Genomic DNA, 26718 nt, shown 5'->3' on the forward strand with positions numbered 1-26718 from the left:
GCTTACGACTTCCGCGTGGTCGCGCGGGTGGCGGCCTTCTTCGCTGGCACTTTCTTCGCAGCAGGCTTCTTCGCTGCAGCCTTCTTCGCTGCAGGCTTGCGCGCGACGGGCTTGACCCTGGCAGGCGCTGGCTGGGCAACCGGATCGACGGCATCGGTACCGGCAAGCACCGCCACCTGTGCCTGCACCCGGCGCAGGCTGCGCTCGAGCTCGGCAATGCGACGGTGGGCGGCATCCATCTCGCTGCGGGTAGGCAGGCCGATACGTTCACTCATCTGTTCAACCTCGCGCTGCAGGCCTGCGCGCAGGCGCATCTGTGCGTTGCCCAGCGAGGCATACACCTGCTGGAACGGCTCGGACATGGCGACCTTGGCGTAGGCCTCCTCGGCGACTTCAATCCACAGATCGAACATCGCCCGGGCGCTGGTCAGCTGGCTGCCGGGCTGCTCGTGTTCGGCCAGGCGCTGTTCGAACAGGTCGAACGCCTCTTCCAGTGCCTGCTTGATCTGCTCGACATAGGCCTGCGAATGCTGCTGGTACTCCTCCTGCGCGCGCAGCAGGGCCTGCCACCGCGCCTGGTGCTCGCGGCCGGGCCCGAACGCCGGGCTCTGCAGCCACGGGCCAGCCAGCGTCTGCAACTGCTGGAACCACGCCGTGAACTCGGGCGGAGCAGCGTCCACATGGGTGCTGCCGCGGGCCCCCTGCAGCATCCACTGCAGCATGCCGTCGCCCTGCCCCTTCACCGCTTCACGCCAGGCCTGGGCGACCTCGGCACTGCTGGCATCGCGGCCGGCAAAGCGTGCAGCGACTTCCTGCATGGTGCCGTACCAGCTGCCAGCCTGCTCGCGGAACCGCCGCACTGCCTCTTCGGGCGCGGCAGCACCGGTCCCGGGCAGCAGTTGGCCCCACCAGTCGAACAGGCGCTTCCAGCTGCCCGGGTCGTCGCCAGCCGGGGTTCCCGGCACGGCTGCATGGCGCAAGGCATCACCCCAGGCGCCGAAGTACTGGCGGGCCAGATTTTCGAAATCGCTGCTGCCGGCGTCGTTGGCCGAGCTGGTCATCGCGCTCCTCCGCAGGGCTGGGTCATGGCTTGGGAATGCGCAGGGTCTTGCTGATCATCAGCGACCCGGACAACGCGAACAGCAGCACCAACGGATGCAGCTGCCAAGGGCCAATCTGCCACTGGCCCAGCCACAGGTCGTGGCCGATGGCATCGGTGCCGGCGGCGATCGCCAGCACGATCACCAGCGCCAGGCTGGTGGGAATCGGCGTCCCCTCGAAGTACTTCACCTTGCCTTCGTCACCGCTCATCGCCTCGGCGGTTACGTTGTAACGGGCCAGGCGGCTGACGCCGCAGCAGACGAAGTAGCTCAGCACCAGCCAGTCCCAGCCCCCCTGCATGCCACAGGCATAGGCCAGCGCTGCGGGCGCGACCCCGAAGGAAATGACGTCCGACAGCGAGTCGAGCTCGCGGCCCAGGGTCGAACTGGATTTGCGCCAGCGCGCGATGCGGCCGTCCAGTGCATCGAAAATGAAAGCCAGCGGGATCAGCGCCATGCCGAACAGCAGGTAGCCGCGCTCGCCATCCTGCAGGAAACGCATTGCGGCAAACACCGCGCCGGTGCCGCAGAAAGCGTTGGCGAGGGTGAACCAGTCCGCCAGATGGAACTCGCGCAGCATCGAGAAGTGACGTTTCATGAAGTCTCACGGGGCATCAAGGCCCACAGGGTACCGCGAGCGCCGCCACCGGCAACAGCGTGGGCTGCCCCTGTCCTTCACCCGTCACTCACCGATCCTCACCGGCGGTGAATTTTTCGCCACCCATCTTGACAGCCTAGGGGGGTGGCGCCTGTCAGCGCTTATCCACAAAGTTGCCCACGCGTAATCCACACCCCCTGTGGACAACTGGTTCTCACCGACTGCGACGCTGGACATTTCCTCATCACCACAAGCCGGGGTTTCCCTACTTCCCAAGCCGATCCGCCAGCGCTATGGTCTGCGGCGGACCCGCCGCCGCCACGTCCGACTCCTTACCGACGGACGATGTTGATGCTGGATGCACGCACCCTGGCCGCGCAGTTGCGGCAGCCCCATGGCGAGGCCGCGCTGGCCGTGGGCGAATCGATGAACCGCAGCAACGACGCCCTCAACCAGGCGGCGATCGCACTGCTGGCCGTCGCTGCCGGAGAGCAGGTGCTGGAAATCGGTCCTGGCAACGCCGCCTTTGCGCCGCTGCTGCTGCAGGCCATTGGCAGTCGCTACGTGGGTGTCGAGCTGTCCAGTGCCATGGTCGACGCCGGCAACCAGCACCTTGCCGCCAGCGGCCTGGCTGGCCGTGCCGCGCTGCGCGAGGGTGATGCCCATGCCCTGCCCCTGGCTGATGCCAGCGTCGATGCTGCGCTGGCGGTCAACACCCTGTACTTCTGGCCGGACCTGGCACCGGTACTGGATGAACTGGCACGGGTGCTGCATCGCGGCGGCCGGCTATGCCTGGCCTTCGGCGATGCAGGATTCATGCGCAGCCTGCCCTTTGCCGCCGACTTTGAGCTGCATGAGCTGGACGCAGTGGAGCTGGCGCTGCGGGTGTCCGGCTTCACCGTCACGGCATGGCGCTCGCATCGCGAATGCACGGCCGGCAATGACGGCCAGCAGCGGGAAAAGCACTTCCACCTGCTGCTGGCGCGCCGGCGCTGAAGCTCTCCCCGCCGGGCATGGCCCGGCGCTACCGAGGCTGCGCCGGATGGTAGCGCCGGACCATGTCCGGCGAGCGCAGCGGCCTCCGGAATGCCTCAAAGCCGGCTGAAGGACCAGCTCTGCATGCGTCCATCCCGGTAAGGCATCACCCCGTGGAACGGCCGCGGATCGGCATCGAACACCAGCGGCAGGAAGTTGCGGTCGCCCTCCCACATCGGCAGCTGGTCCAGCTTGTCCACGTCCACCCACTCCAGGGTGCCCTCGTGATTGCCCCCGTGCGGGGCACCCTCGAAGCTGTCGATGACGAACACGAAACCGAACCAGTCTTCACCGTGCTTGCCGAAACCCGGCCAGCTGATGGTGCCGCGCAGGCGCATGGCCGTGCAGTCGATACCGGCTTCCTCGGCGATTTCGCGGCGCATGCCGGCGGCGATGTCCTCGGTCGGCTCGACCTTGCCGCCCAGGCCGTTGTACTTGCCCAGATGGTGGTCGCCCGGCCGGGTATTGCGGTGGATCATCAGCACCTGGCGGCGATCGGGCGAGAGCACGTAGCCCAGGGTGGCGACGATCGGGGTATACGGCATGTGCGGGTCCGGCGGCGGGTCAGCCGTGGATTATGGCCGATCAACGCACCAGCGACAGGCGACGGTCGCCGGCACCCACGGTGTTGCCGTCTGGATCACGGCGCAGGGTGGCCACGCCATGGCCGCGTTCGGCCAGGTATTCCAGCCATTTGCCGAGGAAGGTGTTCATCCGCATGCGATGGCTGATCAGCTCGGCCGGCGGTGGGTACAGGCCCATCGTGTCCTGCCAGCGGCGGCCGACGTAGCAGTGGGTGGTCTCGGCCTGGCGCGCGTCCCGGTACAGGCGGACGAAGGCCGATGGGTCCGGTTCACCGGTCACCGGGTCGGCCAGGTCATAGGTCAGGCGCAGCTCGACCGTGTAGCGGTGGCACTCGATCACGTCCAGGCGCACGTCCAGGCCATCGCCCACCGAAGAGACATAGCTTCCCGCCACCAGCTCGGCCGGCGCGAACAGGCGCACCAGGTGACGGTAGTTCTCTGCGTACAGCCCCATGAGCCAGCTCAGCCGGCTCAGGCGGGGAATGCGCTCGGTACGGGGCAATGCTCGGGCCATGGGTTGATCCTACACGTTGGCCCTTCAACGTGGGGACTGATCGGCCCCGGCCAAAGGGGCCCTGTATCGACCAACGGTCGATACCCACCGCGCAGGTGGACCACGACCGTGGGTCGTAGCGCACCCGTCAATACAGCTCGCGCTGCAGCCCCAGCGTGCCGAGCACCTTGCTGGAGATCTCCTCGATCGAGGTATGGGTGGTGCTGAGGGTCGGGATGCGTTCCATCTGGAACATGACCTCCGCCGCAGCCACCTCGCGCTTGCAGGTGTCCAGGTTGGCGTAGCGCGAATTGGGCCGGCGCTCCTGGCGGATCTGCTGCAGGCGGTCCGGGTCGATGGTCAGGCCGAACAGCTTGCGCCGGTAGTTGCGCAGGCGGGGCGGCAGGCGGTCGCTCTCCAGATCCTCGTCGGTCAACGGGTAGTTGGCCGCGCGCACCCCGTAATGCAGGGCCAGGTAGATGCAGGTAGGCGTCTTGCCCGCCCGCGACACCGCCACCAGGATCACGTCGGCGTCGTCGTAATTGACCGCGATGCCATCGTCATGGGTCAGCGCGAAGTTCATCGCGTTGATGCGCCGGTGGTAGGTGTCGAAGTCGACCATGCCGTGGGCCTGGCCGACCCGGTTCAGGCGCGAGCTGGACAGTTCGCGCTCCAGTGGCTCGATGAACGGGGCGAACACATCCAGCATCAGCGCCCCGCTTTCGGACAGGATCACGCTCAGGCTCTGGTCCACGCAGGAGTTCACCACGATCGGCCGGACCTGGTAGCGCTCCCCCGCCGCCTGGATCCGGGCACAGGCTTCGCGGGCTTTTTCGGGGTCATCGACAAATGACATCCGGTCGGTAATGAAGCTGAACCCGGAGAACTGGGTCAACAGGCTATGCCCAATGGTTTCAGCGGTGATACCGGTTCCATCGGAAACGTAGAACACCGGACGGATGGTCGACATGCGCGCATTTACCCCCTACGAAGCCTAAAAGGGCCGCCAACACAAGCTTGTGCCGACGGTGGTCTGCCCGGCATCATATCGGCTTCTTCCTACGGACGCGGCCATCAAAGCCCGCCTCGGGCGATGGCCAAACGGAGCATCGCGCTTGAACGAGAACATCCTGTGGTTGCACGAACTGCGTCTGGCCGACCTGGCCCGCGTAGGCGGCAAGAATTCCTCGCTGGGCGAGATGATCGGCAACCTTGCCGGTCTGGGCGTCTCCGTTCCGGGGGGCTACGCGACCACGTCTGAAGCCTTCAAGGACTTCATCGCGCACAACGACCTGTCCAAGCGCATCTTCGACAAGCTGGCCACGCTGGACGTCGAGGACGTCAACGCGCTGACCGCAGCCGGCAAGGAAATCCGCGGCTGGGTGATCGATGCACCGCTGCAGCCGCAGCTGGACCAGGACATCCGCACCGCCTACGCCAAGCTGAGCGCCGACAACGGCGGCGGCGACGTGGCCGTGGCCGTGCGCTCCTCGGCCACCGCCGAAGATCTGCCCGATGCCTCCTTCGCCGGCCAGCAGGAAACCTTCCTCAACGTCACCGGTGCCGACGATGTCGTGCACAAGGTCAAGGAAGTGTTCGCCTCGCTGTACAACGACCGTGCCATCGCTTACCGCGTGCACCACGGCTTCAAGCACGAGGACGTGTTCCTGTCCGCAGGCGTGCAGCTGATGGTGCGTTCGGGCGTGGGCGCGTCCGGCGTGCTGTTCACCCTGGACACCGAGTCCGGCTTCCGCGACGTGGTGTTCGTCACCTCCTCGTTCGGCCTGGGCGAAATGGTTGTGCAGGGCGCGGTCAACCCCGACGAGTTCTACGTCTACAAGCCCACCCTGCAGGCCGGCAAGCCGGCGATCCTGCGCCGCTCGCTCGGCAGCAAGGCGATCCGCATGGTGTACTCGGATGTCCCCGGCGAGCGCGTCAGGATCGAGGACACCCCGGCCGAACTGCGCAGCACCTTCTCGATCAACGATGAAGACGTGGCCGAACTGTCGCGCCAGGCGCTGACCATCGAAAAGCACTACGGCCGCCCGATGGACATCGAGTGGGCCAAGGATGGTGTCAGCGGCAAGCTGTTCATCGTGCAGGCGCGCCCGGAGACCGTGAAGTCGCGCAGCCATGCCACCCAGATCGAGCGTTTCGCGCTGACCGAAAAGGGCGGCAACGTTCTCGCCGAAGGCCGTGCCGTGGGCGCCAAGATCGGTGCCGGCGTGGCGCGCGTGGTGAAGACGCTGGAAGACATGAACCGCGTGCAGCCGGGCGACGTGCTGATCGCCGACATGACCGATCCCGATTGGGAGCCGGTGATGAAGCGTGCCTCGGCGATCGTCACCAACCGCGGCGGCCGTACCTGCCACGCGGCGATCATCGCGCGCGAACTGGGCGTGCCGGCCGTGGTCGGTTCGGGCAATGCCACCAAGGTCATCGAGGATGGCCAGCTGGTCACCGTCAGCTGCGCTGAAGGCGATACCGGCTTCATCTACGAAGGCAAGCTCGGCTTCGAGCGCACCACCACTGATCTGGGCAACATGCCGCCGGCACCGTTGAAGATCATGATGAACGTGGCCAACCCGGAACGTGCCTTCGACTTCGGCCAGCTGCCGAACGCGGGCATCGGCCTGGCGCGCCTGGAAATGATCATCGCCAGCCACATCGGCATCCACCCCAACGCGCTGCTGGAATACGACCGCCAGGATGCGGCGACGAAGAAGAAGATCGACGAGAAGATCGCCGGTTATTCCGACCCGGTCGGCTTCTACGTGGACCGTCTGGCCGAAGGCATCGCCACCCTGACCGCCTCGGTCGCGCCGAACCCGGTGATCGTGCGCCTGTCGGACTTCAAGTCCAACGAGTACGCCAACCTGATCGGCGGCAGCAACTACGAGCCGCACGAAGAGAACCCGATGATCGGCTTCCGCGGCGCCAGCCGTTACGTCGATCCGAGCTTCTCGGCCGCCTTCGCACTGGAGTGCAAGGCCGTGCTGCGCGTGCGCAACGAGATGGGCCTGGACAACCTGTGGGTCATGATCCCGTTCGTGCGCACCCTGGAAGAAGGCCGCAAGGTCGTCGAGGTGCTGGCCCAGAACGGTCTGAAGCAGGGCGAGAACGGCCTGAAGATCATCATGATGTGCGAAGTGCCGTCCAACGCGCTGCTCGCCGATGAGTTCCTGGAGATCTTCGACGGCTTCTCGATCGGTTCCAACGACCTGACCCAGCTGACCCTCGGCCTGGACCGCGATTCGTCGATCGTGGCGCACCTGTTCGATGAGCGGAACCCGGCGGTGAAGAAGCTGCTGTCGATGGCGATCAAGTCGGCACGGGCCAAGGGCAAGTACGTCGGCATCTGCGGCCAGGGCCCGTCCGATCATCCGGATCTGGCCGAATGGCTGATGCAGGAAGGCATCGAGTCGGTGTCGTTGAATCCGGATACCGTGGTCGATACCTGGTTGCGCTTGGCCAAGTTGAAGGCCAAGGGTTGACCTGTTGACGTGTGATGGCTGACGTCGCTTTCATCGACGCCTGCCCATACTGAAGCTGCACGCAAGCCCCGCCTCTGCGGGGCTTGCTGTTTCTGGCGTCCGCGTACGCCATGTTCCCGTCGCACCTGTTGCCGTTGCAAAGGAGTCCGCATGATCGCCGCTGCCCCACCCTCCCCCGCCACGACCTCCTGGTTCCGCTCACTCGACTGGGAACGCCTGCTGGAGACCTACGGCGTGCCGTTGCTGGCCGCGATCATAGTGCTGCTGGTCGGCATGTGGCTGGCACGACGGCTGTCCAATGCCATGCCGCGCGCCACCTCGCGCATGGGCGTGGACCCGATGCTGGGCAGCTTCCTGCGCAACGTGGTCTACGCGGCCTCGCTGGTGATCGTGGTGATCCTGGCCATCGGCACGCTGGGCGTGCAGATCACTCCGCTGCTGGCCGTGCTCGGTACCGCCGGCCTCGCCGTTGGCCTGGCGCTGAAGGATTCGCTATCGAATATCGCCTCCGGCGTGATGCTGGTGACCCTGCGTCCGTTCCGCGTAGGCGATGTGGTGACCATCGCCGGGCAGACCGGCACGGTTCGCGAGGTACGCATTTTCCAGACCGTGATCACCGGCGCGGACAACCAGCACACCACCATTCCGAACACGCTGATCACCGCCGCACCGATCATCAACCTCACCGCAGAGCCCACCCGCCGCGTCGAGCTGGTGGTGGGCATCGGTTACGAAGACAACATCCAGTTGGCGCGTGATACCGCACTGGCGCTGATGAAGGCCGACCCGCGCGTGCTGCAGACGCCGGCACCGGACGTGGTGGTGTACGAGCTGGGCGCGCACGCCATCAATCTGGGCATCCGCTGCTACGTGAAATCGGCCGATCACTTCGGCACCAAGGTCACCCTGCTTGAACAGATCAAGCTGGGCTACGACAAGGCCGGCATCAACATCCCGTATCCGCAGCAGGACATGCACCTGTACCTGCATGGCAAGGATGGCGGCGTGGTCGAGGCCGACGCACTGGTGCGCGACAAGCCCTGATCGGCAGTGCCGACAACGGTCGGCACCCATCCGCCGTCATCGGTAGCGCCGGGCCATGCCCGGCGGGCGCTGCTTCAGGCCTCGACTGCCTCTTCCAGCACCGGATAGTCGGTGAATCCCGCCGCGCCACCACCGAAGTACGTCGCGCGATCGGGCGAATTCAACACCGCGCCGCTGCGCAGGCGCTCGGGCAGATCGGGATTGGCGATGAACGGCCGACCGAAACCGATCAGGTCGGCCCAGCCCTCCGCAAGCGCCTGCGCGGCACGCTCGGCGGTGTACTTGCCGGCGTAGATCAACGTGCCCGGATAGATCATCCGCAGCGCCTGCTTGAACGCGACGGGCATCAACGGGGCATCCTCCCAGTCGGCCTCGGCGATGTGCAGGTAACCCACACCCAGCTCGCCCAGCAGGTGTGCGGCAGCCAGATAGGTCGCCTGCGGCGTGTCATCGACCGCCCCCTGCAGCGTGGTCAACGGCGCCAGACGCACGCCGACTCGCTCGCCGCCAGCGACATCGACCACCGCCTGCACCACCTCGCGCAGGAAGCGCAGGCGATTGCGCAGCGCGCCGCCATAGCCGTCGGTACGCTGGTTGGCCTGCGAGTCGATGAACTGGTTGATCAGATAGCCGTTCGCGCCGTGCAGCTCGACGCCATCGAATCCGGCAGCCAGTGCATTGCGGGTGGCCTGCGCATAGTCGGCCACGATGCCCGGAATCTCGTCCTCGCCCAGCGCGCGCGGCATCGAGTGCTGGATCATTTCGCCCACGCCGGATTCCGGACCGGCGCCGGTCGGGTCGACGAAGACCTTCACCCCGTCGGCCAGCAGTGCCGAGGAAGAGACCGGCGCCGCGCCGTCCGGTTGCAGGGCCACATGGGAGACACGGCCGACATGCCAGAGCTGGGCGTAGATGCGCCCACCGGCCGCGTGCACGGCATCGGTGACCCTGCGCCAGCCCTGCACCTGTTCGTCGCTGTGGATGCCCGGGGTCCAGGCATAGCCCTGGCCCTGCGGGCTGATCTGGGTGCCTTCGCTGACGATCAGCCCGGCACCAGCGCGCTGGGCGTAGTACTCGGCCATCTGCGCGGTGGCGACATTGCCGGCCGCCGCACGCGAGCGGGTCATCGGTGGCATCACGATACGGTTGGGCAGCGTCAGCGCGCCCAGGCGGTAGGGGGTGAACAACATGGCGGCACTCTCTTGCGGGGGACTGCCGGCAAGGATGGGGATGGCGCTGCGCGCGCAACAGGCACGTCCACGCAAAACAGTTGTGCCTGGCAGGCAAGGGTCAGAGCCCTTCCCTGCGGCGGTCGGGGTCGGATCCCTTTCCGCAGGAAAGGGCTCCGACCCCATCGTTACAACGTCGGCTCGATCAACGCCCCGCCGTGGGCGACACGGTCATAGCAGGCGCGCACGACATCTTCGCCGTACTTCAACTCCAGCCGGCGCACGATGAAATGGCCGCGGGCCATGTCCTGGTAGTAGTCGGTGAACATGGTGTTGAGCGTCGCGCCGGCCGCCGCACCGACGATTGGTACCGCCTGCGCGGCAAACTTCTCGGTGACCACCACGCCGAAACGGGCGGCGACCTTTTCCACCAGCTTGGCCAGCAGCTTGCCGGCTTCCTTCGGCGCCACGCCCAGGGTCAGGTCACGTCCGGTCACCACGCGCCCGGCCAGTTCGGCCGAGAGGTGGCGCATGACATCGGTGGTGAAACCACGGGCGAGGTAGTAGCCGGTCTCGCTGGCATCGTCGCGCGGCGAATTGCCGCCCAGTGCGAACACCTCCAGGCAGGCCTGGCGGGTGCTGAACTGCGATAGATCGAAGCCTTCGCTGCGGGCAACGTCGGCTACCGCGCGCATCATGATCGTGGTCGACACCGGCAGCTCGATGAACAGCGCAGCGAAACCGAACGCCCCACCCACCGCGCCGGACGTCGCCGCCGCCAGCTTGTGCCAACGTGTCGAGGCGCCCTTGCCAGGAGTGTTGTCCATGCTCCACAGCGCGGCCTGCACCGATTTGGACAACGCCGCCTGCACCGCACCGTGGATGCGGTTGGACACCGAGGTGGGAAGCGCCTTCACCGCGAACTCCAGCGGCGTCCCGACCAGGTTGGCCATGCGCGCGGTGATCGTGGGGGCTTCCAGCAGTGCTACCGCCCGCTGCAGGTCAGACCAGTCACCAGCGTCGTGGGCGATATCGCGGGGCAGCAGGATGGGCTCGTTCATGCGGCCGATCTTAGCGCCAGGGAGTTGAACGCAGGGTGGTGCCGGCCGCTGGACGACAACCCTGCGCCGCCGGCTGGGATCAGGCGATTGCCGGCCAGCGGCCGGCACCAACCCTCACGGGCTCGGCAGCCCCGACAGCGCGCCCATGAACTGGCGGTAGTGGCGCAGTTCGTTGATCGAATCGTGCACATCGCTCAGTGCGGTGTGGTTGCTGTTCTTGCCCACGCCCGCAGCCACGCTTGGCGCCCAGCGCTTGGCCAGTTCCTTCACCGTGGACACGTCCAGGTTGCGGTAGTGGAAGTACTTTTCCAGCCGCGGCATCTGCCGGTGCAGGAAGCGGCGGTCCTGGCAGATGGAGTTGCCCGACATCGGTGACACGCCGGCCGGAATCCACTGCGCCAGGAAGGCCACGGTCTGCGCTTCGGCCTGGCCAAGCGTGGTGGTGCTGTCGATGACGCGCTGCCACAGGCCCGAACGACGATGCTGGTTGCGGTTCCACTCGTCCATCGCTTCCAGCGTTTCCAGGGGATGATGGATGGCGAACTCCGGGCCCTCGGCCAGCACGTTGAGCTGGGCGTCGGTGACCACGGTGGCGATCTCGATGATCGAATCGTTGTCGGTATCCAACCCGGTCATTTCCAGGTCGATCCAGATCAGCCGCTCGTTGGCCGCGCCGTTCTCTGCCATCGTGTCGCCTCGTTGCTGGGCAGGCACGAGGCCGGCCGGTAATGGAAAGTGGCGGCCATCATACCCTTTCGCCACTCAGCCCTCGCCAGCGTGGTCCTCCAGCAGCAGCGGCGGCTTGCCACGCTTGGCCCTGAAGTAGTTGGTCAGCCGGTTGCCCGCTTCCTTGGCCAGCACGCCGGCATGGACCTCCACCCGGTGATTGTGGCGGGCATCAGCGACCAGATCGAACACGCTGCCGCAGGCGCCGGTCTTGGGGTCGCTGGCACCGTAGACCAGGCGCGCGACGCGTGCGTGCACGATCGCCATCGCACACATCGCGCACGGCTCCAGGGTGACATACAGCGTGCTGCCGATCAGGCGGTGATTGGCCAGCATCCGCCCGCCCTCGCGCATGGCCACGATCTCGGCATGCGCGCTGGGATCGTGCGAGGCAATGTTGAGGTTCCAGCCCTCGCCCAGCAGCTGACCGTCGGCACCCACCAGCACCGCACCGACCGGGATCTCGTCAAACTCGCGTTGCGCACGTTCGGCCAATGCCAATGCGTGGCGCATCCAGCTCTCGTCGACGTCGTGCACCGGCACGCCCAAGGCATCAGTCATGGCGTTTCTCGGATTCAAGGAATGAGCGCGCGCGTAGTGTAACGCAGGCCTTTTGGCGCTTCCGCTGCGCGGATGCGAAGCGCCGCACCGGCAAACGCTGCATCGCCGCTTGATCTGCTGTGAAGACTCCTTCACGCTACGACCGCGTTTTCGTCATCTGACGACTGTGCACTGCTGCTTGCTGGCAGCGATTTCACCTTTCGATCTCTACAGGGGGTAGTTTTGAACGCAGTTGCAGAAACCACCGTGCAGGCCAGCCCTGCCGGAAAAGCCGCATGGATCACGCTGGCGATCGCTTGGCTGTGCTTCCTCGTCCCGTTCCCCGGCCTGGGCCTGTTCCTGGGCTGGCCGCTGAACCTGGTGGCCTTCATCCTCGCCATCGTCGCGATGGCCAAGGGCGGCGCCATGAAGGGCCTGTTCCAGCTGCTGGGCTCGATCATCGTTTCGCCGATCGTGTACTTCGTCGGCCTGGCGATCTTTGCCGGCACCGTGAGCGGCATCAGCGCGCAGAGCAAGGGCCAGTACGATGCGGCCGTTGCTGAAGCCAGCGTCTCGTCCGCCGCCACGGAGGCAGACGCTGCCGCCAAGGCTGCAGAACCGGCAGCCACTGCCGTCACCAACGATGCCGCTGCGGCCTCCGCCTCGGCTGTGGAAGTGACCGCCAACACGATGTTCAGCGACTACCAGGACAACGAGATCGCTGCCGATGGCAAGTACAAGGGCAAGGCGCTGCTGGTTTCCGGCACGGTCGACTCGATCAGCTCGGACTTCATGGACAAGCCGGTCGTGCAGCTGAGCGCCAAGCCGTTCGGCTTCGTACAGGCCAGCGACCTGCCCAAGGACGTGGCTGCCAGCCTGAAGAAGGGCCAGAAGGTCACGCTGGCCTGCACCGGCAATGGCGAAGTCATCGGCTTCCCGGCACTGTCCGCCTGCACCGTGCAGTGAGGCGCAGCGAACGGTGACATCCAAGGCCCCGCTTCGGCGGGGCTTTCTGTTTGCGGGTGTCGCACCGGTACAATCCGGGTACTGCAAAGCACCTTGGCCGATCCCATGACCACCCTGCGCCCTTCCCGCACCACCGATGGCGACGCTCTCGTCGATCTCTGGCGCCGGGCCGTCGACGCCACCCATGATTTCCTCAGTACCGAAGACCGTCAGGCTATCGATGCTGAAGTTGCCGGCTTCCTGCCGACGGCCCCGATGGTCGTGGCCGTCGGCGACCAGGACCAGCCGCAGGGTTTCATGCTGATCGACGGCTCGCACATGGAAGCGTTGTTCATCGATCCCGACGTGCGCGGAACCGGTATCGGCCGCCAGCTGCTGCAGCATGCGCTGGCACTGCAGCCGCAACTGACCACCGACGTCAATGCGCAGAATGCGCAGGCCGTGGGCTTCTATCGGCGCATGGGTTTCATCGAAACCGGACGCTCGCCGGTGGATTCGCAGGGTCGTCCGTATCCCCTCATCCACCTGCGCCATCCAGGCTGACCGGCGGTTGGAACGCCGGCCGTTCCCCGGTCAGGCAACCACGTCGAACGCCGGCGAGTAACGCACCTCCCCCTGTGCCATCGGTGGCTGCAGGCACAGAGCCTGGAAGTACGCCGCCGGCACGCCGGGCAGTACCAGATCCGGCACGGCACGGAAGCCGAAGCGCCCGTAGTAGGCCGGCTCGCCCAACAGCACGCAGCCCCGCGCGCCCTTCTTGCGCAGAGCCTCGATCGCGGCCCGCATCAATGCCGTGCCCACGCCGCGCCCCTGCTGCTGCGGCAGCACCGAAATCGGCCCGAGCCCGAACCAGCCCTGGCTGCCGTCCTGCACGCTGACCGGGGACAGCGCGACATGACCCACCAATTGGCCCGCATCCTCTGCCACCAGCGAGATGCTCAGCTCGCCACGCTCACGCAATGCGTCGACGATGTGCTGTTCGGTGCGGCTGCTGTGCGGCGCATTGCGGAAGGCCGCCTCGGTCAGGAAGTGGATTCCAGCAGCGTCTGCGGGCAGTTCAGGGCGGATGGAAAGCATCGTCGGCACGTCGTCGGAACGGAGTAAGCACCTTGATCATGCCGCATCGAGGAAGCAACGGCCCGCGCCCGATGCCTGTACCCCACGTGTGAAATCCGGATACGAATCACAGTTCGCTGCATCCTATCCAGTTTGATAGCGTCAAAATTTCGACTATTTCACTTTTCTGCCGTGAGAATCGCGCAATCTAGCCTTCCCGGGTCCGGGATCGTGGTCACCAAGGAAAGGAGACATGCCGTGATTGCCCGTCTTTCCTCGCCAGTGCGGCGCGCACCTTCGTCGCCTGCAGCGTGCCCCGTCGCGAACGCGCTCACCCCTCCGACCGGAGGCTGACGGTGCGCCGCACATCCCTCCCGTGTCTTGCCTTGCTTCTACTGATTGCCTGCAGCCCGGAGACCGCCATGAACCAGGAACTTGCTTCCGCCGAGTCCGACGTCGCCCAGGGAGGACGTGGCCTGGCCAAGCTCAACCCCTCACCGCGCAAGGCCTATGAACTGGTACTGCGCCTGCACAACCCGCCGGGCAGCTTTGCCGTGGTCGAAGGCGTTGCCCAGTACGATGTCAGCAACGAAGCGCAGTGCGGCTACATCGAGCCCGCCACCGGCGCTCCCGCCCGCATCACCAGCCAGGAGCCGGTGACGCTGCGCAGGGTCACCGATAACGAGTACCGCGGCACCGTCTACCTGGACCGCATGCTCGACGAGGACTACTACGGCCGCGGCGTCTGCCATTGGGCCTTCAGTGGCGCCGGCGCGATGTTGAAGGCGACCGGCGCCGATGGCGAGACGCGCTTCCTGTCCTTCATCGAGGCCGATCCGTTCGTCAAAGGCCAGGCTGAGACGCGCCATTATCCGCAGGGCGACTACCCACGTGTGGCGGACCTGCCCGACTATGGCGCTACCGGCCAGAAGGACGCCAGCCGGTTCCGCCCGGAACTGCAGGACACGCTGTTCTCTGCCACCTTGACGGCCGATGAGGTGCAGCCGTGACCCTCGGCAGCCAGGACTACGCCGCGCTGTCCAACGATGCCTATCGCGACCTGAAAGTCGGTCGCCGCGCCCCCGGACAGGAAGAGCATGTTTCCCTCAATGGGCATGACTACAAGGTGCTCGAGCACGTCAGCAACCGCTTCAATGGCTATCAAGGCACGATCTACCAGCGCGTGGACACGCAGGAGATCGTGGTCTCCCATCGCGGCACCGAGCAGATCGCCCGCGATGGCCTACTCGCCGATGGCGGCATGGTGGTCGCCCGCTACAACGTGCAGGCCGCCGATGCGCTGGCACTGACCCAGCGCGCCCTCGCCTACGCTGCCAAGGAAGGACGCGACCTCGGCCAGGCACCTGAGGTCACCGTCACCGGGCATTCGCTGGGCGGCGCGCTGGCCCAGATCAGCGCGCACCACTACAACCTGAAGGGCGAGACCTTCAACGCCTATGGCGCGGCCAGTCTTGGCTACCGCATTCCCGAAGGCGGCACCAGCGTTGTCAACCACGTCATGGCAGCCGACCCAGTCAGCGCCGCTTCGCCGCACTTCGGCCAGGTGCGCGTGTACGCCACGCCCCAGGAGATCGAAACGCTGGGCGACTGGGGCTTCAGCAACAGCCGTCTGCGCATCCTGATTCCCGACAGCGCGCTGGGCGCGGCCGCCACCTCCTTCGGTTCGCACAAGCTGGTCAATTTCCTCGGCGACGACTCGGTGCTGGGCAGGCCGGAGACGCAGGCGTTGGCACGCGACAACATCAAAATGATCGACGAATACCGGGACAAGATGGAGCTGTTGCGCAGTGGCGTCACCACCGGTACGCGCGGCCTGCCGGGCGGCGTCAAGGATCTCTTCGACCATCTGCGTGGTCCCCTGGAACCGGGCGAACCCGCGCGCCGTGAAGCCGAAAGGCAGGGGCGCCCGATCGGCATGCTGCGCATCGACGACGCCGGCCACGTCGGCAACCCCTTGTTCAATGATGCCCTGCGCGGCGTGCACGCACAGGACGCCCGCGTCGGCCGCACACCCGATGGCATGAGCGCGCAACTGGCAGGCTCGCTGGCTGCGGAAATGCATGCCGCCGGCGGACAGCGGATCGATGAGGTACTGATGAGTGCCGACGCGTCACGCAGCTTCGCCCTGCAGGGTGAGGGCGGCGACCCCGGCCATCTGCGCGTGTCCGTCGACACCACCCGCGCGATGAACACGCCGCTGGAGCAGAGCAGCCAGCGCATCGAGCAGCAGGCTGCCGGCCAAGCCCTTGCGCGCGAGCAGCAGCTGGAACAGACCCAGGCGACCCAGCGCAGCCTGCACGCCTGAGACGCTTGCTGGAATGAAAACGGGAGCCGGCACTGCCGGCTCCCGTCATTTCCGCGGTCGATCAGGGGCTGGAAACCGCCGAGTGCGCCGCCGGCCCTGCTAGCACGTACGCATCCGGGCCCGAGTCAGGGAAGCCGCCGCAGGCCTTGTCGCCCGGCGCCACCGGATCACACGGCCACTGCGCGCGCGTCACGGTATCGCGCAGCTCGAAGCGGGTGCCGTTCCACACCACGAAGGCCAGATGTTCGCGGTTCCAGTCACTGAAACTGTGCGGACCGGTCTTCTGCGGTGATTCCGGGTACTGCACGAACCAGCGCATGGCCGGTCCGTACTGCAACTTGCTGTGGTCGAGGCTGATCTTGCCTTCGCGGGTGCGGTGACGGGCACGATCGGCCTCGGCGATCGACGGTGCCGCCGGCATTGCCATTGCAGTGATGTCCTGCGGGACGCCATCGCTGCCCACCTGGTACACGCGCTGGCGGACGTAGGCCTGCCCGCAACTGCCGGCTGCGAGTCGGACGGGCTCTGCGGTGTTCTCGTTTGGAAGTGCGCCATCGGCACAGTCGAACGGCGCCGAGACCAGGTAGGTGGTCGTCGACGCATCCGCGCCTTCAAACGAACGCACCCAGATGTCTCCCAGGCGGGCGATGAAGTCCGGGCGCTGGCCCATGCCGGCCACAGCCTTGAACCATGCCTTCTGGCGCACTTCACGCTCGCGCCAGCTGCGCGGCAGGTGGATGTCCTGCTCAGACAAGGCCACCAGCAGCGCCGCCAGGTGCGGCGGCAACGTGCCCTGGCAGGCGCCGATCATCAGATCGCCCTGCGGTGCCAGGCGACCGGCCAGATCGACCGGGCAGCGCGCACCGAGCTGGCGCTCGGCGGCCTGGTCCGGTGCCAGCGGGATGATCGGCGGTGCGATGGGAGCCGGGGCAGAAGCTGGCGCGGTGTCGGGCGCCTGTGCGACCGCGGGTGCCGGGGCCGGCACCTGCGCGGGAGCCGGTGGAGGAGCTGCGACAGGAGCCGTTGCGACAGGCGCAGCATTGGTGGAGGCAACGTCGGCCGGCGGTGCCATCGGTGCTGCCGCAGGTGCCGGTGCACTCGCGGGTTCGGCAGAGACGGCTTCCGGAGCCACGCCCGTCGCCGGTTGCGGCTGCGGTGCGGGTTCGGGCGCCGGGGGCATGGACGGCACAGGTGCAGCTACCAGGGCAGGCACCGGCTCAGCCGCGGCGACGGGAGCCGGTGCAGCTACGGCATCAGTTGCGGCGTTAGCGGGCGTCTGCGCGTCCGCCGCGGCCACTACCGGTGCTGGCACCGGCTCCTCGACGGCGGGAGCCGCCGGGGCGTCCGGTGCCTGCTGTGCGTGGGCCATGGCGGCAGCCAGTCCCAGCGGCAGCAGCCACAGTGCCGGAGCGCGGCCACGCTGGGCCGCTTGGGAACGCAGGAAAGTGTTTCGCATGTTGTGTCCTTACAAAGAGATCCATGTAGGCACCCGAGGGTGCTCGGTGTCGTGCGATGGGCCCGCCGGTCTCCGACCTGCCGGGCGGTGCCCAGATTACAGCGATCGCGGGCGATTCTGATCCTGCTCGCGGATGACCGAAGCGGTCTGTTCCTGGCGGGAAGAGGCTTCGGCCGCCAACTGCTGGCTGCTCTGCTCGAGCGGCAGCTGGGCAGCGGCCTCACGCTGCACCATCGAGCGCTGCATCGCCGGGTCCCCCATGACGCCCTGCACCGCAAACAGCGCCCTGCCGTCGGTACCGGTCACCACATGATCGATACGGCTCATCCCTGCCTTCTGTGCGCTCAACGCCAAGGCCCCGGCCGTATTGTCCAGTTCCTGCTGGCTGCGCAGGCCACTCTGCGGCCCCATCTGCTGCAGATGACCCCGCGCCTCGGTAAACAACCGGTTGCCGGCATGGGCCGGATCGGACATATCGCGCGCGCGCTCAGGCAACTGTGCAGGTTCGCCCACTTCGCCGCGGGCAAGCCGGTCCATCACGTCCGGGGTCAGCTTCTGCTGCCACGCCTCGAAACGCTTGAGCCGGTCCTCCACCCCGTTGACGGCACCGTTGATGGCGTACGTAGCCTCGCGCACGTCCTCGCGCGCGTGTTCCGGCACACGGTTCTGCCACTGCCACACCGCGATGCGACCTGCATGTTCCGGCTGCGATGCAAGCTCGGGCTGGTTGACCAGATCCAGATCCAGCGCACTGCCGGCGCGCTCGTAGCTTTCCTTGCCGGTCAGCGGCAGATAACCGCGCCCGTGGTACTTGAGCGCATCTCCGGGCGCGTCATTGCCCATCCGGCCGCCATACATCAGCTCAGCCAGATCATCCGGACGCCCTCGCAGGGCTTCCTGGCGCGCGGACTCCAGCGCCTCGGTGCCATTGCGCCACGCCGCTTCGACCGGGATCTGCGAGATGCCCCGGGTATAGTTGAAACTCTCGTTGAGCCGGCTCAGGCCGCGCGACTCGTGCCCTGCCTGGGCCATGAAATTGGCCAGTTCAAGGGGGGAGTCGATGCCGGCTTTCGTCGCCTGCCGCAGCAGTTGCGACTCTCTATCGGTCGACACAGTGCAACTCCTGGATGTTCATCAGCGCGGATTCCTTTCCGCCGGATGGAGCTTGGCTCATGGAAGCGACACCTCGGCGACACTGGACGGGTCGAAGTCCTCGAACCGCACCCTGCCCAGTTCCGCCACCGAGAAATCCCGGATGTTGGTCGCCTCGGTCTCGATATCCACGACCTTGCGTCTCACCCCGTCCACCCAGCACGCCTTGTCCGCCGATGCGTAGCGGAACCGGTACGTGCTGCTCCAGCGCTCGCGGCTGCCGCCGTTGGTGATCACACTGAAGGTGTCTTCCTCAACCATTGCATACGCAAATGGGTCGCCAGCCAGGCCACCGCGGGTGGAACACGGCACCAGCTTGTCGTTGCGCGCGGCCAGCTGCCAGCGCCCGCGCCCGTCACCGCGCAGCAACAGCAGCACCCGGTTTGGTCCGTGCTGGCCAGGCACCAGCCCTTCCGGCGTCGGCTGGTCGATGACCAGCAGCTGGTACTCGATGCCATCGCCGTTGAGCTCGCCCCTGACGGCTTCCAGCAGGTTCGCACCGGACGGAACGAATGCCAGGGCATCGTCCATGTGTGCGCCAAACCTGTCGTCCATCCCCTCCCACTCCTTCAATGTCGTCTTGCCGATGCCCGCGTTGATGACGGGCACGGTGGCGTTGCCCGGCCGCGCCGGTCACCCTGCAGATGCGGATGATAGCTCCGGGAGTGCCGTGGCAGCGATGGTGGCAAGCGTCACCCGTCGGACGGGCAGACAGGGTCCTCATGGACGGAAAAGCTCCTGCAATCGGTAGCGCCGAAGCGTCATTTTTCTGACGCCGGGAGAGCTTAGCGCGAGGAGGTCTATTGCGTCGAAGAGCGCAAGCTTGAAATGGAGCCACCAGTCACAAAATCCGGGTCCACATCCACGAAGCAAGAGGGACGCGGGCGGCACAGCGCCCCCAAATCGCCCGTAGCCTCACATGCAGTTGTTGAATACCAGAGGACAGGCTTTCGCATCGGCATCGATACATTCTCCCACTGCCTTTTCCTCCGCTTCGGGCAGCGTCCCGGCCACGGCAGAATAGGCCTGCACAACGTCACTGCCCCTGCTGCGGGCACGGACCACTGCGGCGCACTGGCCAAGCGTGAACGCAGCCACCACTTTGCAGTCACCTGCCCCGCACTGGCTGACCGCGGTGTCACGTGCATCACGCTCGTTCAACCCCATATGGATCGCGTAGGCCTTGGGCGCACTGCCTGCAGCGATCGCGCTCCAAGACTGGGCCATGTTGGCCACCATGCGGCCATCCTTTGCGGTTCCCGTGGACGCGCCTCGCTTGTCGAGCGGCTTTGCGATGAACTCCGTGGCCCCGGGAAAAGGAACGATAAGGAAACTACGTGATGTTGAAGCTTCATTCTCCAACGTCCTCCAATCTCTCGACCGCCATCATCCGATACAGGCTGCGCACGTACCAACGTCAACTTCAGCGCTAGAGGCCCGAGGCCCGTTGCACGCGATCCGGGCCAACGTGCAGTTTCACGCGCCACCCTCAAGGCCACAATGCCTTACCAAAACCAGTTGGTTACGACGTTGGCATACCCCTCTGGCGAGAGGCCAATGGGACTCAAGCACTCCCATTGCGGGGCTTGGGATTCACGACTGTCCTTGTTCCCTCAGACCTGCTCGCGTCAGGAGTGATGCACCCGGCGTCCGGTTCAGCACACCCGGCGAGTCAGACGCGTAGCCTGCCTGGCCTCTGCCTCGTGTGCGCCATTGCGCTGACCTGCCTTGCCGTACGCCCTCTGTCAGAACTCATCAAATAATGGCTTGGTACAGTTCGAGTAGAACACCTCACATTGTCCTGCACGATCATTGCGGCACATGGATTGCGAAGCGACCTGCGCCAACTCAGGGGTAGCCCCTGTCCCAAGTCCCGCACGCCCTGCACCGGATCGCCCGCTTGGAATGACCCAGGAAATACACTGATTGAAATAGCTCATGCTGACCGTGCAGTCTCGGGCACCTGACGCTCCACACTTTGAAACTGCTTCGCGCTCGGCCTCATTCTTGGATCGCAACCCCGTTGAAACCCCAGCATCCTGAGTGCTCTTCGACTCCGCAACTGCGCCCCAGGTTTTGGTCCACTTACCGGTCGGAGTTGCGAGACGGATCTCCGAGGAGCCAGTGCTTCCAGCGCCACCTCCGGGAATCGGCGCACATCCCCGTGCACCTTGCCCGCCAATAGGGTAATACCCAGGCGGGCAGTTTCCTTCCGCCCACGCACGATCAATACCGCCCAGCAGGAGAAGACACGAGACAAGCAGCACCCAATATGCAATCAACTTCATAGCTAACGTACCTCCAACATCTCCACCCAAGTAATCGGACTAGGCAGTTCCTGAATTGGCGTTCCCCCTGACGCCAGAAGACGGCTGCTGAGGCTCATACCCGCCTTGCAATCTTGGCATTACCCCCTGCCCTCCGCCCAACTGCGATCCCGCAGCCGACGATGGCGCTTCCGGTCTGTAACTCTGACCTCCGCCCGTCGAACCCGGCGGCTGACCATTCGGGCCCGGCGATGCCGGTACTGCACTACCGCCTATCTGCGAATATGCCATGAAGCTGCCCAATGTTCCCTGGAAGAACATTGCCGCCATTGGGGGCGCAGTCAGGATCAGAGTGGTCAGGATCAGGCCCATGCCACCCTGCTGCAGTGCCATGCTCGACATACCTTCGCTGAAATTTTCACCCATCAGCGTACCCGTTAACGTGCTCCCCCAGAAGGCGAGCGCAACCTTGGACACCATCTTCATCGCGATGCCGGTCATAGCCGCTAGAACCGCCATGGAAAACATCGTGCCTATGCCGTAGAGCAGCCATTTCTGGAACAGCTGCTTGGTCTGGTCAAACAGCAAGCATAGGATGAACAATGGCCCTAGGCCGATGAACAATGCCAGCGCGACCTCGTATAGCAAGAGCATTGAGCCAGCCGTGACTGCCGGCCCCCCCGTGCCCATGCCAATAAACCACATGGCGCGGGTCTTCGCGTTGTCCAGCGTCACATCGCTCATCACGTCCAGCGCGTCAACACTGGATAGCGCCAGCTGCATGTAACCCAGGTTCTCATCGATCAGATCTTCCGGCGAGTCTTTCTTCCCGGTCACGACGTAAGTAATCTCGTTCTTCACGTCATTGATGAGAAAGCCATGCATCTCGCGACCGAACATGCCCATGGTCGTGGCAACCGACACGATCAGCGCAGCCTTGGCCATGTTGGTCACCAGCACCATCATCGAGTCGCGGCTGCGACCGGTGGCAATACGGAAGCCCTGAATCAGTACCCAGAGCGTCATGAGAGTCAGTGCGATGCCACCGACCCATGCCATCATCCGTCCCAATAGCTTGACGCCATACTCCGCGATTTCCTTATGCAGGTAATCGAGAATAAGTCGGAAAAATACAAAGTCACCAATTGAGGATGACGCGTGCAGATTCTGCAGCATGTGCAGCGGGCCTTGCCCCAACATGCCATCCATCAGCCCAAGATCCATAACTTCACCTAGTATGTGATTGCAGCTCGACCGGAGCAGCGTCTAATCAGTTGGAGAGCGCTGCCTTCAGTGCCGCCGCCTTCACTACGGTGCCGAGAGGTGACTGGCCGGTACCCTTCAATGCACGCTGCGCAAGTATCTGCTGCATTTTGGTCAGCGCCTGGATCTGCTTGTCATAGCCTTCAGTCTGCTTTTCCCATGTGGCAAAGTCAGCCTGCATATACGCGTCAGACACGACTGCGTTGGCGGACGCCTCTGCCATCGCGCCCTCACCGCTCCACAAAGTGCGGATATCCTTGATCTTGTCGAGCACTCGCCGCATATCTGGCATTGTCTTCTGCACAACCTCGACGGTCTCGTTGTATTTTTGGTTCTCCAGCACCTGAATTGCCGCACATATATTGCGCTGCTGGGCAATGATGTCGCCGCCCGGGCTGAGATCCAATGCCGTCAGGATCCCACTCAGACTCATGATATTTCCCGCACCGCATCGCTCCGCAACGTTCCACTCAAGCGGCACCGGCTCTAGCTTCACACCCTTAGGCATCAAAGGCGATGCAATAATCTGATTGAATTTAGCGAGCTTTTGCAGCCAATTCTGCGTCGTATCGTAGAAGCGCTGATACTGCAGGCCGTATTCTGCATATGCCTCCGCTTGGCTAGCCAGTGTATTTATTTCGGTCAGCGTACTGTTAAAAGTGTTCAAGCCGACTTCGACCACTGGAAACGTGTAGCCCCTCACAGGAAAACTGAGCATTGCGGCAATAGAAATCGCCACTACCGTGCAGCGGACCCGTGAGACTGCGCATGACGTTTTGGTGATACGGGCAATGGTTTCCATGTTTTTCTCCATCGAATTCAAGGGGCTTGCTGCGTTCACGTCCGTTGCGACAGTCATGCTGCAACCTCCTTATTGTTGGATGCGGGCTTTCCGGAGCCCTTACGGTTCTTGTAGAAATCTTCCAGCCACTGTTCCGGCGTCAGTTCATCCACCGTTACCCGCGCGCGTACCGCTGCGGTCTGCAGCACGCGGTGCATGATGTCGATGTTGTCGGTCGAGGCCGAGATCACCGACAGGATGTCATCCATCCCACGTAAATTGAGTTGACACACGCTGGACGCGTGCCCCTGCTTGACCAGGAAGCAGCGCGAACGCTCGTCCAGGGCGGTGACCACCTTGAACTCGGCCTCGGTCAGCTTCAGCCCGTCCATGTAGTCGCTCTTGCTGGCATTGGGGTTGGGCAGCAGAATCAAGGTGGCGGTCTGCTCGATCAGCGCTGCGGAGATATCGCTCTTCAGCGCGTCCTCCGGGCTCTGCGTCGCGAAAATCCCCATACCGTTCTGCTTACGGATGGTCTTCTGCTTGTTCTTGGCGAATTCCTTCAGGCCACCCTCACCGTCCAGAATTTTCCAGAATTCGTCCATCACGTAGATCAACGGACGACCGTCGATCAGCGACTCCAGGCGGTGCAGCAGGTAGTTGATGACCGGCACGCGCACTTCGGGGTTGTCGATGATGTCGGTGTAGTCGAAACCGATGATGTTTGCCTTGCTTAGGTCCACGGTATCGACCGGGTTGTCGAACACCCAGCCCAGCGAGTTGCCTGAGGTCCAGCGACGCATGCGTGCGTACAAGCCGTCATCACCCATGTTGGGCAGGCTCTTCTGGAAATTGGTCATGCTGCGTAGATGCATCGGCGTGTCGAGCATGCTCTCCACTGCGCGGTAGATGTCCTCTTCTTCGCGTGCGCTGTACTCGCGCTTGCCGGCCAGCACCTTGATCAGGTCGGCGAGGAACTGCACGTTGCCTTCGTTGTTCTCGCACTGGAAGGGGTTGAAGCCGGTCGGCGCACCGTTCTCCAATGCAAGGTAGTTACCGCCGCAGGCGCGCACGAAAATTTCGGCACCGCGGTCCTTGTCGAAGAAGAAGATGGTCGGCGACGGCTCGTACTTCTGCACCTGACTGAGCAGGAAATTGATCAGGGCGGTCTTACCGGTACCCGACTTACCAATCACCATGGTGTTGGCAATCGCCTTTTCACCCAGCGAGTTCTCTGACGGGTGGGTGGCATGGAAGTTGAAGTAGTACGGCTGGCCGTTGGTGGTCTGCAGCGTGGTAACGCAGTCGCCCCATGGATTATTGTGCTGCTTGCCGGTGGCGAAGTTGTGCAGCGGCGACAGGCCGAGGAAGTTCAGCGAGCTGACGTTCGCTAGACGGGTACGGAAACGCCAGTTGGCCGGCAACTGGGAATAGAACGACGAGGTGACTGCAAGGTCTTCCTTGGTGGATACGAAACCGGCATTGGACAGTTCTGCGCGGGTCGTGGCCACGTTCTGGGACAGCTTGGCCTGACTGTCGCCGTAGACGGCCATGATGAAGTGGTATTCACCGAGCACGAAGTTGCCCGAGGACAACTGATCCATCGCCTGGTCAAGTTCAACGATCTGACTGACCGCCTTGTCGCCAGAAGAAATCATCATGCCCTTGGTACGGTCCAGCACTTTGAGCGCGTCTTGACGTCCCATAGGGCTGAACGAATGGGTGATGACGTACTCAAAATCCAGATACTTTAGACCGTTGAGGATGCCCGGGTAGGTGCCCTCGGCATACTCCTTGATGTTGAGGATGGCGCCGAAGTGATTGACGCCGTTGGGCGTGTTGATCACGAAGTCACCGGTCTTGGCCGAGAACATATGCCGGCTGACCGGCAGGTAGTCCTTCACTGGTGCTGACAGCACCGGCACGGGCTCATCGATGCGATTGATCAAGTAGCCGAAGAGCTCCAGGGTTTCGGAGAACACCACGCCGTTCTTGGCTTCGTACATGCCCAGGCGGTACGGCGCGTAGTCGCGGATGACGGCTTCGACGTTGCCAGCCAGTTCCATCAGCTTCTCGACGGCCTGTTCCTGCTCTGCGCGGAGCTTGTCGACGTTGGCCGACTTCTCCACGAAGCGCTTGCCGGCCACTACCGGCCGGTAGAGCATGGTCAGGTACAGCTCGTTCTGCATGATGCGCTGCGAGGAGAGCATGCCCATGTACTGGTCGGACACGTCCTGGTTGAAGCGCTGCTTATAGTTGCTCTTGCCCTTCAGCGTGCGGCGACGGCGGATGTCATGCACCCAGAAGGCGACGTTGACGAAATCCGGCGCGCGCAGGGTCTGCAGCAACCGATTGAAGGTGTTGTGCCGATGTTCCAGCTCCCACTCCTCACGCCCCACGAACGGCAACCCTTCCAGGTGCCAGGTCAACAGATAATCTCCGCCCGTGGTCTTCACCACGTTCGGGGCTACATGCGAGGACAGAGGAATGAATTCGCTGATGGACGTATCTGGGCTGAACATACGACTGCTTCCAAAGGGTACTGCCGACGAAGATTCGGAGTGGACCAGGTGGGTGTCTGACGCCCACCTGGTCCGATCCAGCCCTCAATCCATTCGGGCCGGTTTGTTGCGGTAATGATTCGGGTTGAACACCCACATGCCATCGTGTTCCTGTACGTTGCGGACCCGCAGCTTGAACAGCAGTCGCAGGCCCAGCAGACGGAAGATCATCTCGTCGCGCTTGGCCATCTGGCGCATGATGAAGATGGCAACCGGAATGGTCAGCAGGAACCAGAAGTTGGTGTACATGCTCAGGAGCAACAACCCGCCGGCCACCATGAAAAAGGGCAGATAGGGAACGCCCAGAAACATCGCTGGGCGTGTGCACCCCCGAAACAGCACGTTCTTATGCACTGTAGTACTGGACAGCGTGCTTGATCATTTCGAAGGCCATACCGCCTTCACCGCCACCGCCGGCCTTGCTGCAATCGCCGAAATCATCGCCCAGCAGCATCTTGGCGATCTGGCCAGCAGCGCCGATCAGCACGCCACCGATCAGGATCGGTGCGACGTCGCCAATACGCTTGTGGGCGAAAGCAATCTGGTAGCCAGCGAAGATCACCGCAATGGTTACCACAGCGATGGACGCCATGTTCAGCAGACCATTGACGTTGTCGAAGAAACCACACACCTTCTTGTCGGTGCCACCGAAGTTTGTTGCGAACACCTGCGGGGCGAATACCGCACCCACGAATACAGCGGCCATCAGCATCGTTTTCAACGTACGCTGGGCCTGGACGAGGTCAATACTGGAACGCTTCATGGATTTTTTCCTTGTTGATGAACTAACACAACCGAATCGACCAGCCGGGGGACTGGCCGAACCACGACTTCGTCAGAACACGAAGGCCGCATCCCCTGGGGGAATCTGCTGCGCCGGCAGCTGTTGCGCCGGCGCGTTGTACATATTGTTGGTCGCTGCAGCCGGAGCATCCTGCTCGCCCCATGGCTGCAGCATGACCGGACTTTCGACCCCGCCGGCGATCGCGCCGGGCAGCTGTTGCGGCATCATCGGCGGTTGGCCCGCCTGTGCTGGAGCGGTCTGC

General features: G+C 64.3%; 27 protein-coding genes. 7 read left to right on the top strand and 20 right to left on the bottom strand.

Going from position 1 to position 26718, the window contains the following annotated elements:
• Positions 1-2 precede the first annotated feature (2 nt).
• Positions 3-1061 carry a class III poly(R)-hydroxyalkanoic acid synthase subunit PhaE gene (gene phaE / locus CLM74_RS13210; RefSeq protein ID WP_025879257.1) on the bottom strand — a complete coding sequence of 353 codons (1059 nt, stop codon included), beginning with the start codon at positions 1059-1061 and terminating at the stop codon, positions 3-5.
• 22 nt (positions 1062-1083) lie between these two features.
• Positions 1084-1698 (bottom strand): phosphatidylcholine/phosphatidylserine synthase, encoded by a 615-nt coding sequence (locus CLM74_RS13215; protein ID WP_025879258.1) that lies wholly within the window; start codon positions 1696-1698, stop codon positions 1084-1086.
• Positions 1699-2043: 345 nt separating this feature from the next.
• Between CLM74_RS13215 and CLM74_RS13220 the strand changes: the two genes are divergently transcribed.
• Positions 2044-2694: a class I SAM-dependent methyltransferase gene (locus CLM74_RS13220; protein WP_033831406.1), complete on the top strand. Its 651-nt coding sequence runs from the start codon at positions 2044-2046 to the stop codon at positions 2692-2694.
• A 95-nt stretch (positions 2695-2789) separates the two neighbouring features.
• Here the strand turns inward: CLM74_RS13220 and CLM74_RS13225 are convergent, their stop codons facing one another.
• The 3 genes from CLM74_RS13225 to CLM74_RS13235 form a co-directional block, all read right to left on the bottom strand.
• Complete coding sequence (locus tag CLM74_RS13225) at positions 2790-3278, bottom strand: 8-oxo-dGTP diphosphatase (protein WP_080148528.1); 489 nt, start codon at positions 3276-3278, stop codon at positions 2790-2792.
• Positions 3279-3318: 40 nt separating this feature from the next.
• A complete protein-coding gene (locus CLM74_RS13230; RefSeq protein WP_025879261.1) occupies positions 3319-3831 on the bottom strand; it encodes a DUF1249 domain-containing protein in 513 nt (170 codons plus the stop codon).
• A gap of 127 nt (positions 3832-3958) precedes the next feature.
• Entirely contained in the window at positions 3959-4780 is an 822-nt protein-coding gene (locus tag CLM74_RS13235) for a pyruvate, water dikinase regulatory protein (protein ID WP_089236004.1), read from the bottom strand.
• Positions 4781-4925: 145 nt separating this feature from the next.
• Between CLM74_RS13235 and ppsA the strand changes: the two genes are divergently transcribed.
• Positions 4926-7304 (top strand): phosphoenolpyruvate synthase, encoded by a 2379-nt coding sequence (gene ppsA, locus CLM74_RS13240; protein WP_032976195.1) that lies wholly within the window; start codon positions 4926-4928, stop codon positions 7302-7304.
• 150 nt (positions 7305-7454) lie between these two features.
• Positions 7455-8348 (top strand): mechanosensitive ion channel domain-containing protein, encoded by an 894-nt coding sequence (locus CLM74_RS13245; RefSeq protein ID WP_105164281.1) that lies wholly within the window; start codon positions 7455-7457, stop codon positions 8346-8348.
• Positions 8349-8422: 74 nt separating this feature from the next.
• Here the strand turns inward: CLM74_RS13245 and CLM74_RS13250 are convergent, their stop codons facing one another.
• From CLM74_RS13250 to tadA, 4 genes are all read right to left on the bottom strand, one after another.
• Complete coding sequence (locus CLM74_RS13250; protein WP_105164282.1) at positions 8423-9538, bottom strand: alkene reductase; 1116 nt, start codon at positions 9536-9538, stop codon at positions 8423-8425.
• A gap of 167 nt (positions 9539-9705) precedes the next feature.
• Positions 9706-10578 carry an EcsC family protein gene (locus CLM74_RS13255; RefSeq protein WP_105164283.1) on the bottom strand — a complete coding sequence of 291 codons (873 nt, stop codon included), beginning with the start codon at positions 10576-10578 and terminating at the stop codon, positions 9706-9708.
• 114 nt (positions 10579-10692) lie between these two features.
• A complete protein-coding gene (gene orn / locus CLM74_RS13260; protein ID WP_025879267.1) occupies positions 10693-11265 on the bottom strand; it encodes an oligoribonuclease in 573 nt (190 codons plus the stop codon).
• A gap of 75 nt (positions 11266-11340) precedes the next feature.
• Positions 11341-11865, bottom strand: a complete 525-nt coding sequence (gene tadA / locus CLM74_RS13265) for a tRNA adenosine(34) deaminase TadA (protein WP_080148523.1) — start codon at positions 11863-11865, stop codon at positions 11341-11343.
• Between the two features lie 222 nt (positions 11866-12087).
• On the opposite strand from tadA, the gene CLM74_RS13270 reads away from it, so the two are divergent.
• Both CLM74_RS13270 and CLM74_RS13275 read left to right on the top strand, forming a co-directional pair.
• On the top strand, positions 12088-12810 hold the full coding sequence (locus CLM74_RS13270; protein ID WP_199776050.1) for a hypothetical protein: 723 nt from the start codon (positions 12088-12090) through the stop codon (positions 12808-12810).
• A gap of 105 nt (positions 12811-12915) precedes the next feature.
• Positions 12916-13353 carry an acetyltransferase gene (locus CLM74_RS13275; protein ID WP_105164284.1) on the top strand — a complete coding sequence of 146 codons (438 nt, stop codon included), beginning with the start codon at positions 12916-12918 and terminating at the stop codon, positions 13351-13353.
• 30 nt (positions 13354-13383) lie between these two features.
• On the opposite strand, the gene CLM74_RS13280 is transcribed toward CLM74_RS13275, so the two are convergent.
• Positions 13384-13887, bottom strand: a complete 504-nt coding sequence (locus CLM74_RS13280; protein WP_105164285.1) for an N-acetyltransferase — start codon at positions 13885-13887, stop codon at positions 13384-13386.
• 335 nt (positions 13888-14222) lie between these two features.
• Here CLM74_RS13280 and CLM74_RS13285 point away from each other — a divergent pair, with 335 nt between their 5' ends.
• Positions 14223-14876 (top strand): hypothetical protein, encoded by a 654-nt coding sequence (locus CLM74_RS13285; protein ID WP_033831416.1) that lies wholly within the window; start codon positions 14223-14225, stop codon positions 14874-14876.
• Positions 14873-16192: an XVIPCD domain-containing protein gene (locus tag CLM74_RS13290; protein ID WP_105164286.1), complete on the top strand. Its 1320-nt coding sequence runs from the start codon at positions 14873-14875 to the stop codon at positions 16190-16192. The genes CLM74_RS13285 and CLM74_RS13290 overlap by 4 nt, the downstream gene beginning before the upstream one ends.
• 61 nt (positions 16193-16253) lie before the next feature.
• On the opposite strand, the gene CLM74_RS21760 is transcribed toward CLM74_RS13290, so the two are convergent.
• The 10 genes from CLM74_RS21760 to CLM74_RS13340 all read right to left on the bottom strand — a co-directional run bounded on the left by CLM74_RS21760 (position 16254) and on the right by CLM74_RS13340 (position 26378).
• A complete protein-coding gene (locus tag CLM74_RS21760; protein ID WP_234003366.1) occupies positions 16254-17648 on the bottom strand; it encodes a hypothetical protein in 1395 nt (464 codons plus the stop codon).
• A 96-nt stretch (positions 17649-17744) separates the two neighbouring features.
• Complete coding sequence (locus CLM74_RS13300; RefSeq protein ID WP_105164287.1) at positions 17745-18761, bottom strand: XVIPCD domain-containing protein; 1017 nt, start codon at positions 18759-18761, stop codon at positions 17745-17747.
• 57 nt (positions 18762-18818) lie between these two features.
• A complete protein-coding gene (locus CLM74_RS13305) occupies positions 18819-19355 on the bottom strand; it encodes a hypothetical protein (RefSeq protein WP_032952144.1) in 537 nt (178 codons plus the stop codon).
• A gap of 360 nt (positions 19356-19715) precedes the next feature.
• Entirely contained in the window at positions 19716-20039 is a 324-nt protein-coding gene (locus CLM74_RS13310; protein ID WP_105164288.1) for a DUF4189 domain-containing protein, read from the bottom strand.
• Between the two features lie 506 nt (positions 20040-20545).
• Positions 20546-21088, bottom strand: coding sequence for a DUF4189 domain-containing protein (locus tag CLM74_RS13315; RefSeq protein WP_100436494.1), 543 nt, complete (start codon positions 21086-21088; stop codon positions 20546-20548).
• A gap of 39 nt (positions 21089-21127) precedes the next feature.
• Positions 21128-22276, bottom strand: a complete 1149-nt coding sequence (locus CLM74_RS13320; RefSeq protein WP_033831420.1) for a type IV secretion system protein — start codon at positions 22274-22276, stop codon at positions 21128-21130.
• A gap of 61 nt (positions 22277-22337) precedes the next feature.
• Positions 22338-23189 (bottom strand): hypothetical protein, encoded by an 852-nt coding sequence (locus CLM74_RS13325; protein WP_105164289.1) that lies wholly within the window; start codon positions 23187-23189, stop codon positions 22338-22340.
• Entirely contained in the window at positions 23186-25633 is a 2448-nt protein-coding gene (locus CLM74_RS13330; protein WP_105164290.1) for a VirB4 family type IV secretion/conjugal transfer ATPase, read from the bottom strand. The genes CLM74_RS13325 and CLM74_RS13330 overlap by 4 nt, the downstream gene beginning before the upstream one ends.
• Before the next feature lie 84 nt (positions 25634-25717).
• Positions 25718-26026, bottom strand: coding sequence for a VirB3 family type IV secretion system protein (locus CLM74_RS13335; protein WP_081323733.1), 309 nt, complete (start codon positions 26024-26026; stop codon positions 25718-25720).
• On the bottom strand, positions 26019-26378 hold the full coding sequence (locus tag CLM74_RS13340) for a TrbC/VirB2 family protein (protein ID WP_234003481.1): 360 nt from the start codon (positions 26376-26378) through the stop codon (positions 26019-26021). The genes CLM74_RS13335 and CLM74_RS13340 overlap by 8 nt, the downstream gene beginning before the upstream one ends.
• Between the last annotated feature and the right edge of the window lie 340 nt (positions 26379-26718).

Origin of the sequence: Stenotrophomonas sp. MYb57, assembly GCF_002966815.1 — a bacterium.
Lineage (GTDB): Bacteria > Pseudomonadota > Gammaproteobacteria > Xanthomonadales > Xanthomonadaceae > Stenotrophomonas > Stenotrophomonas indicatrix.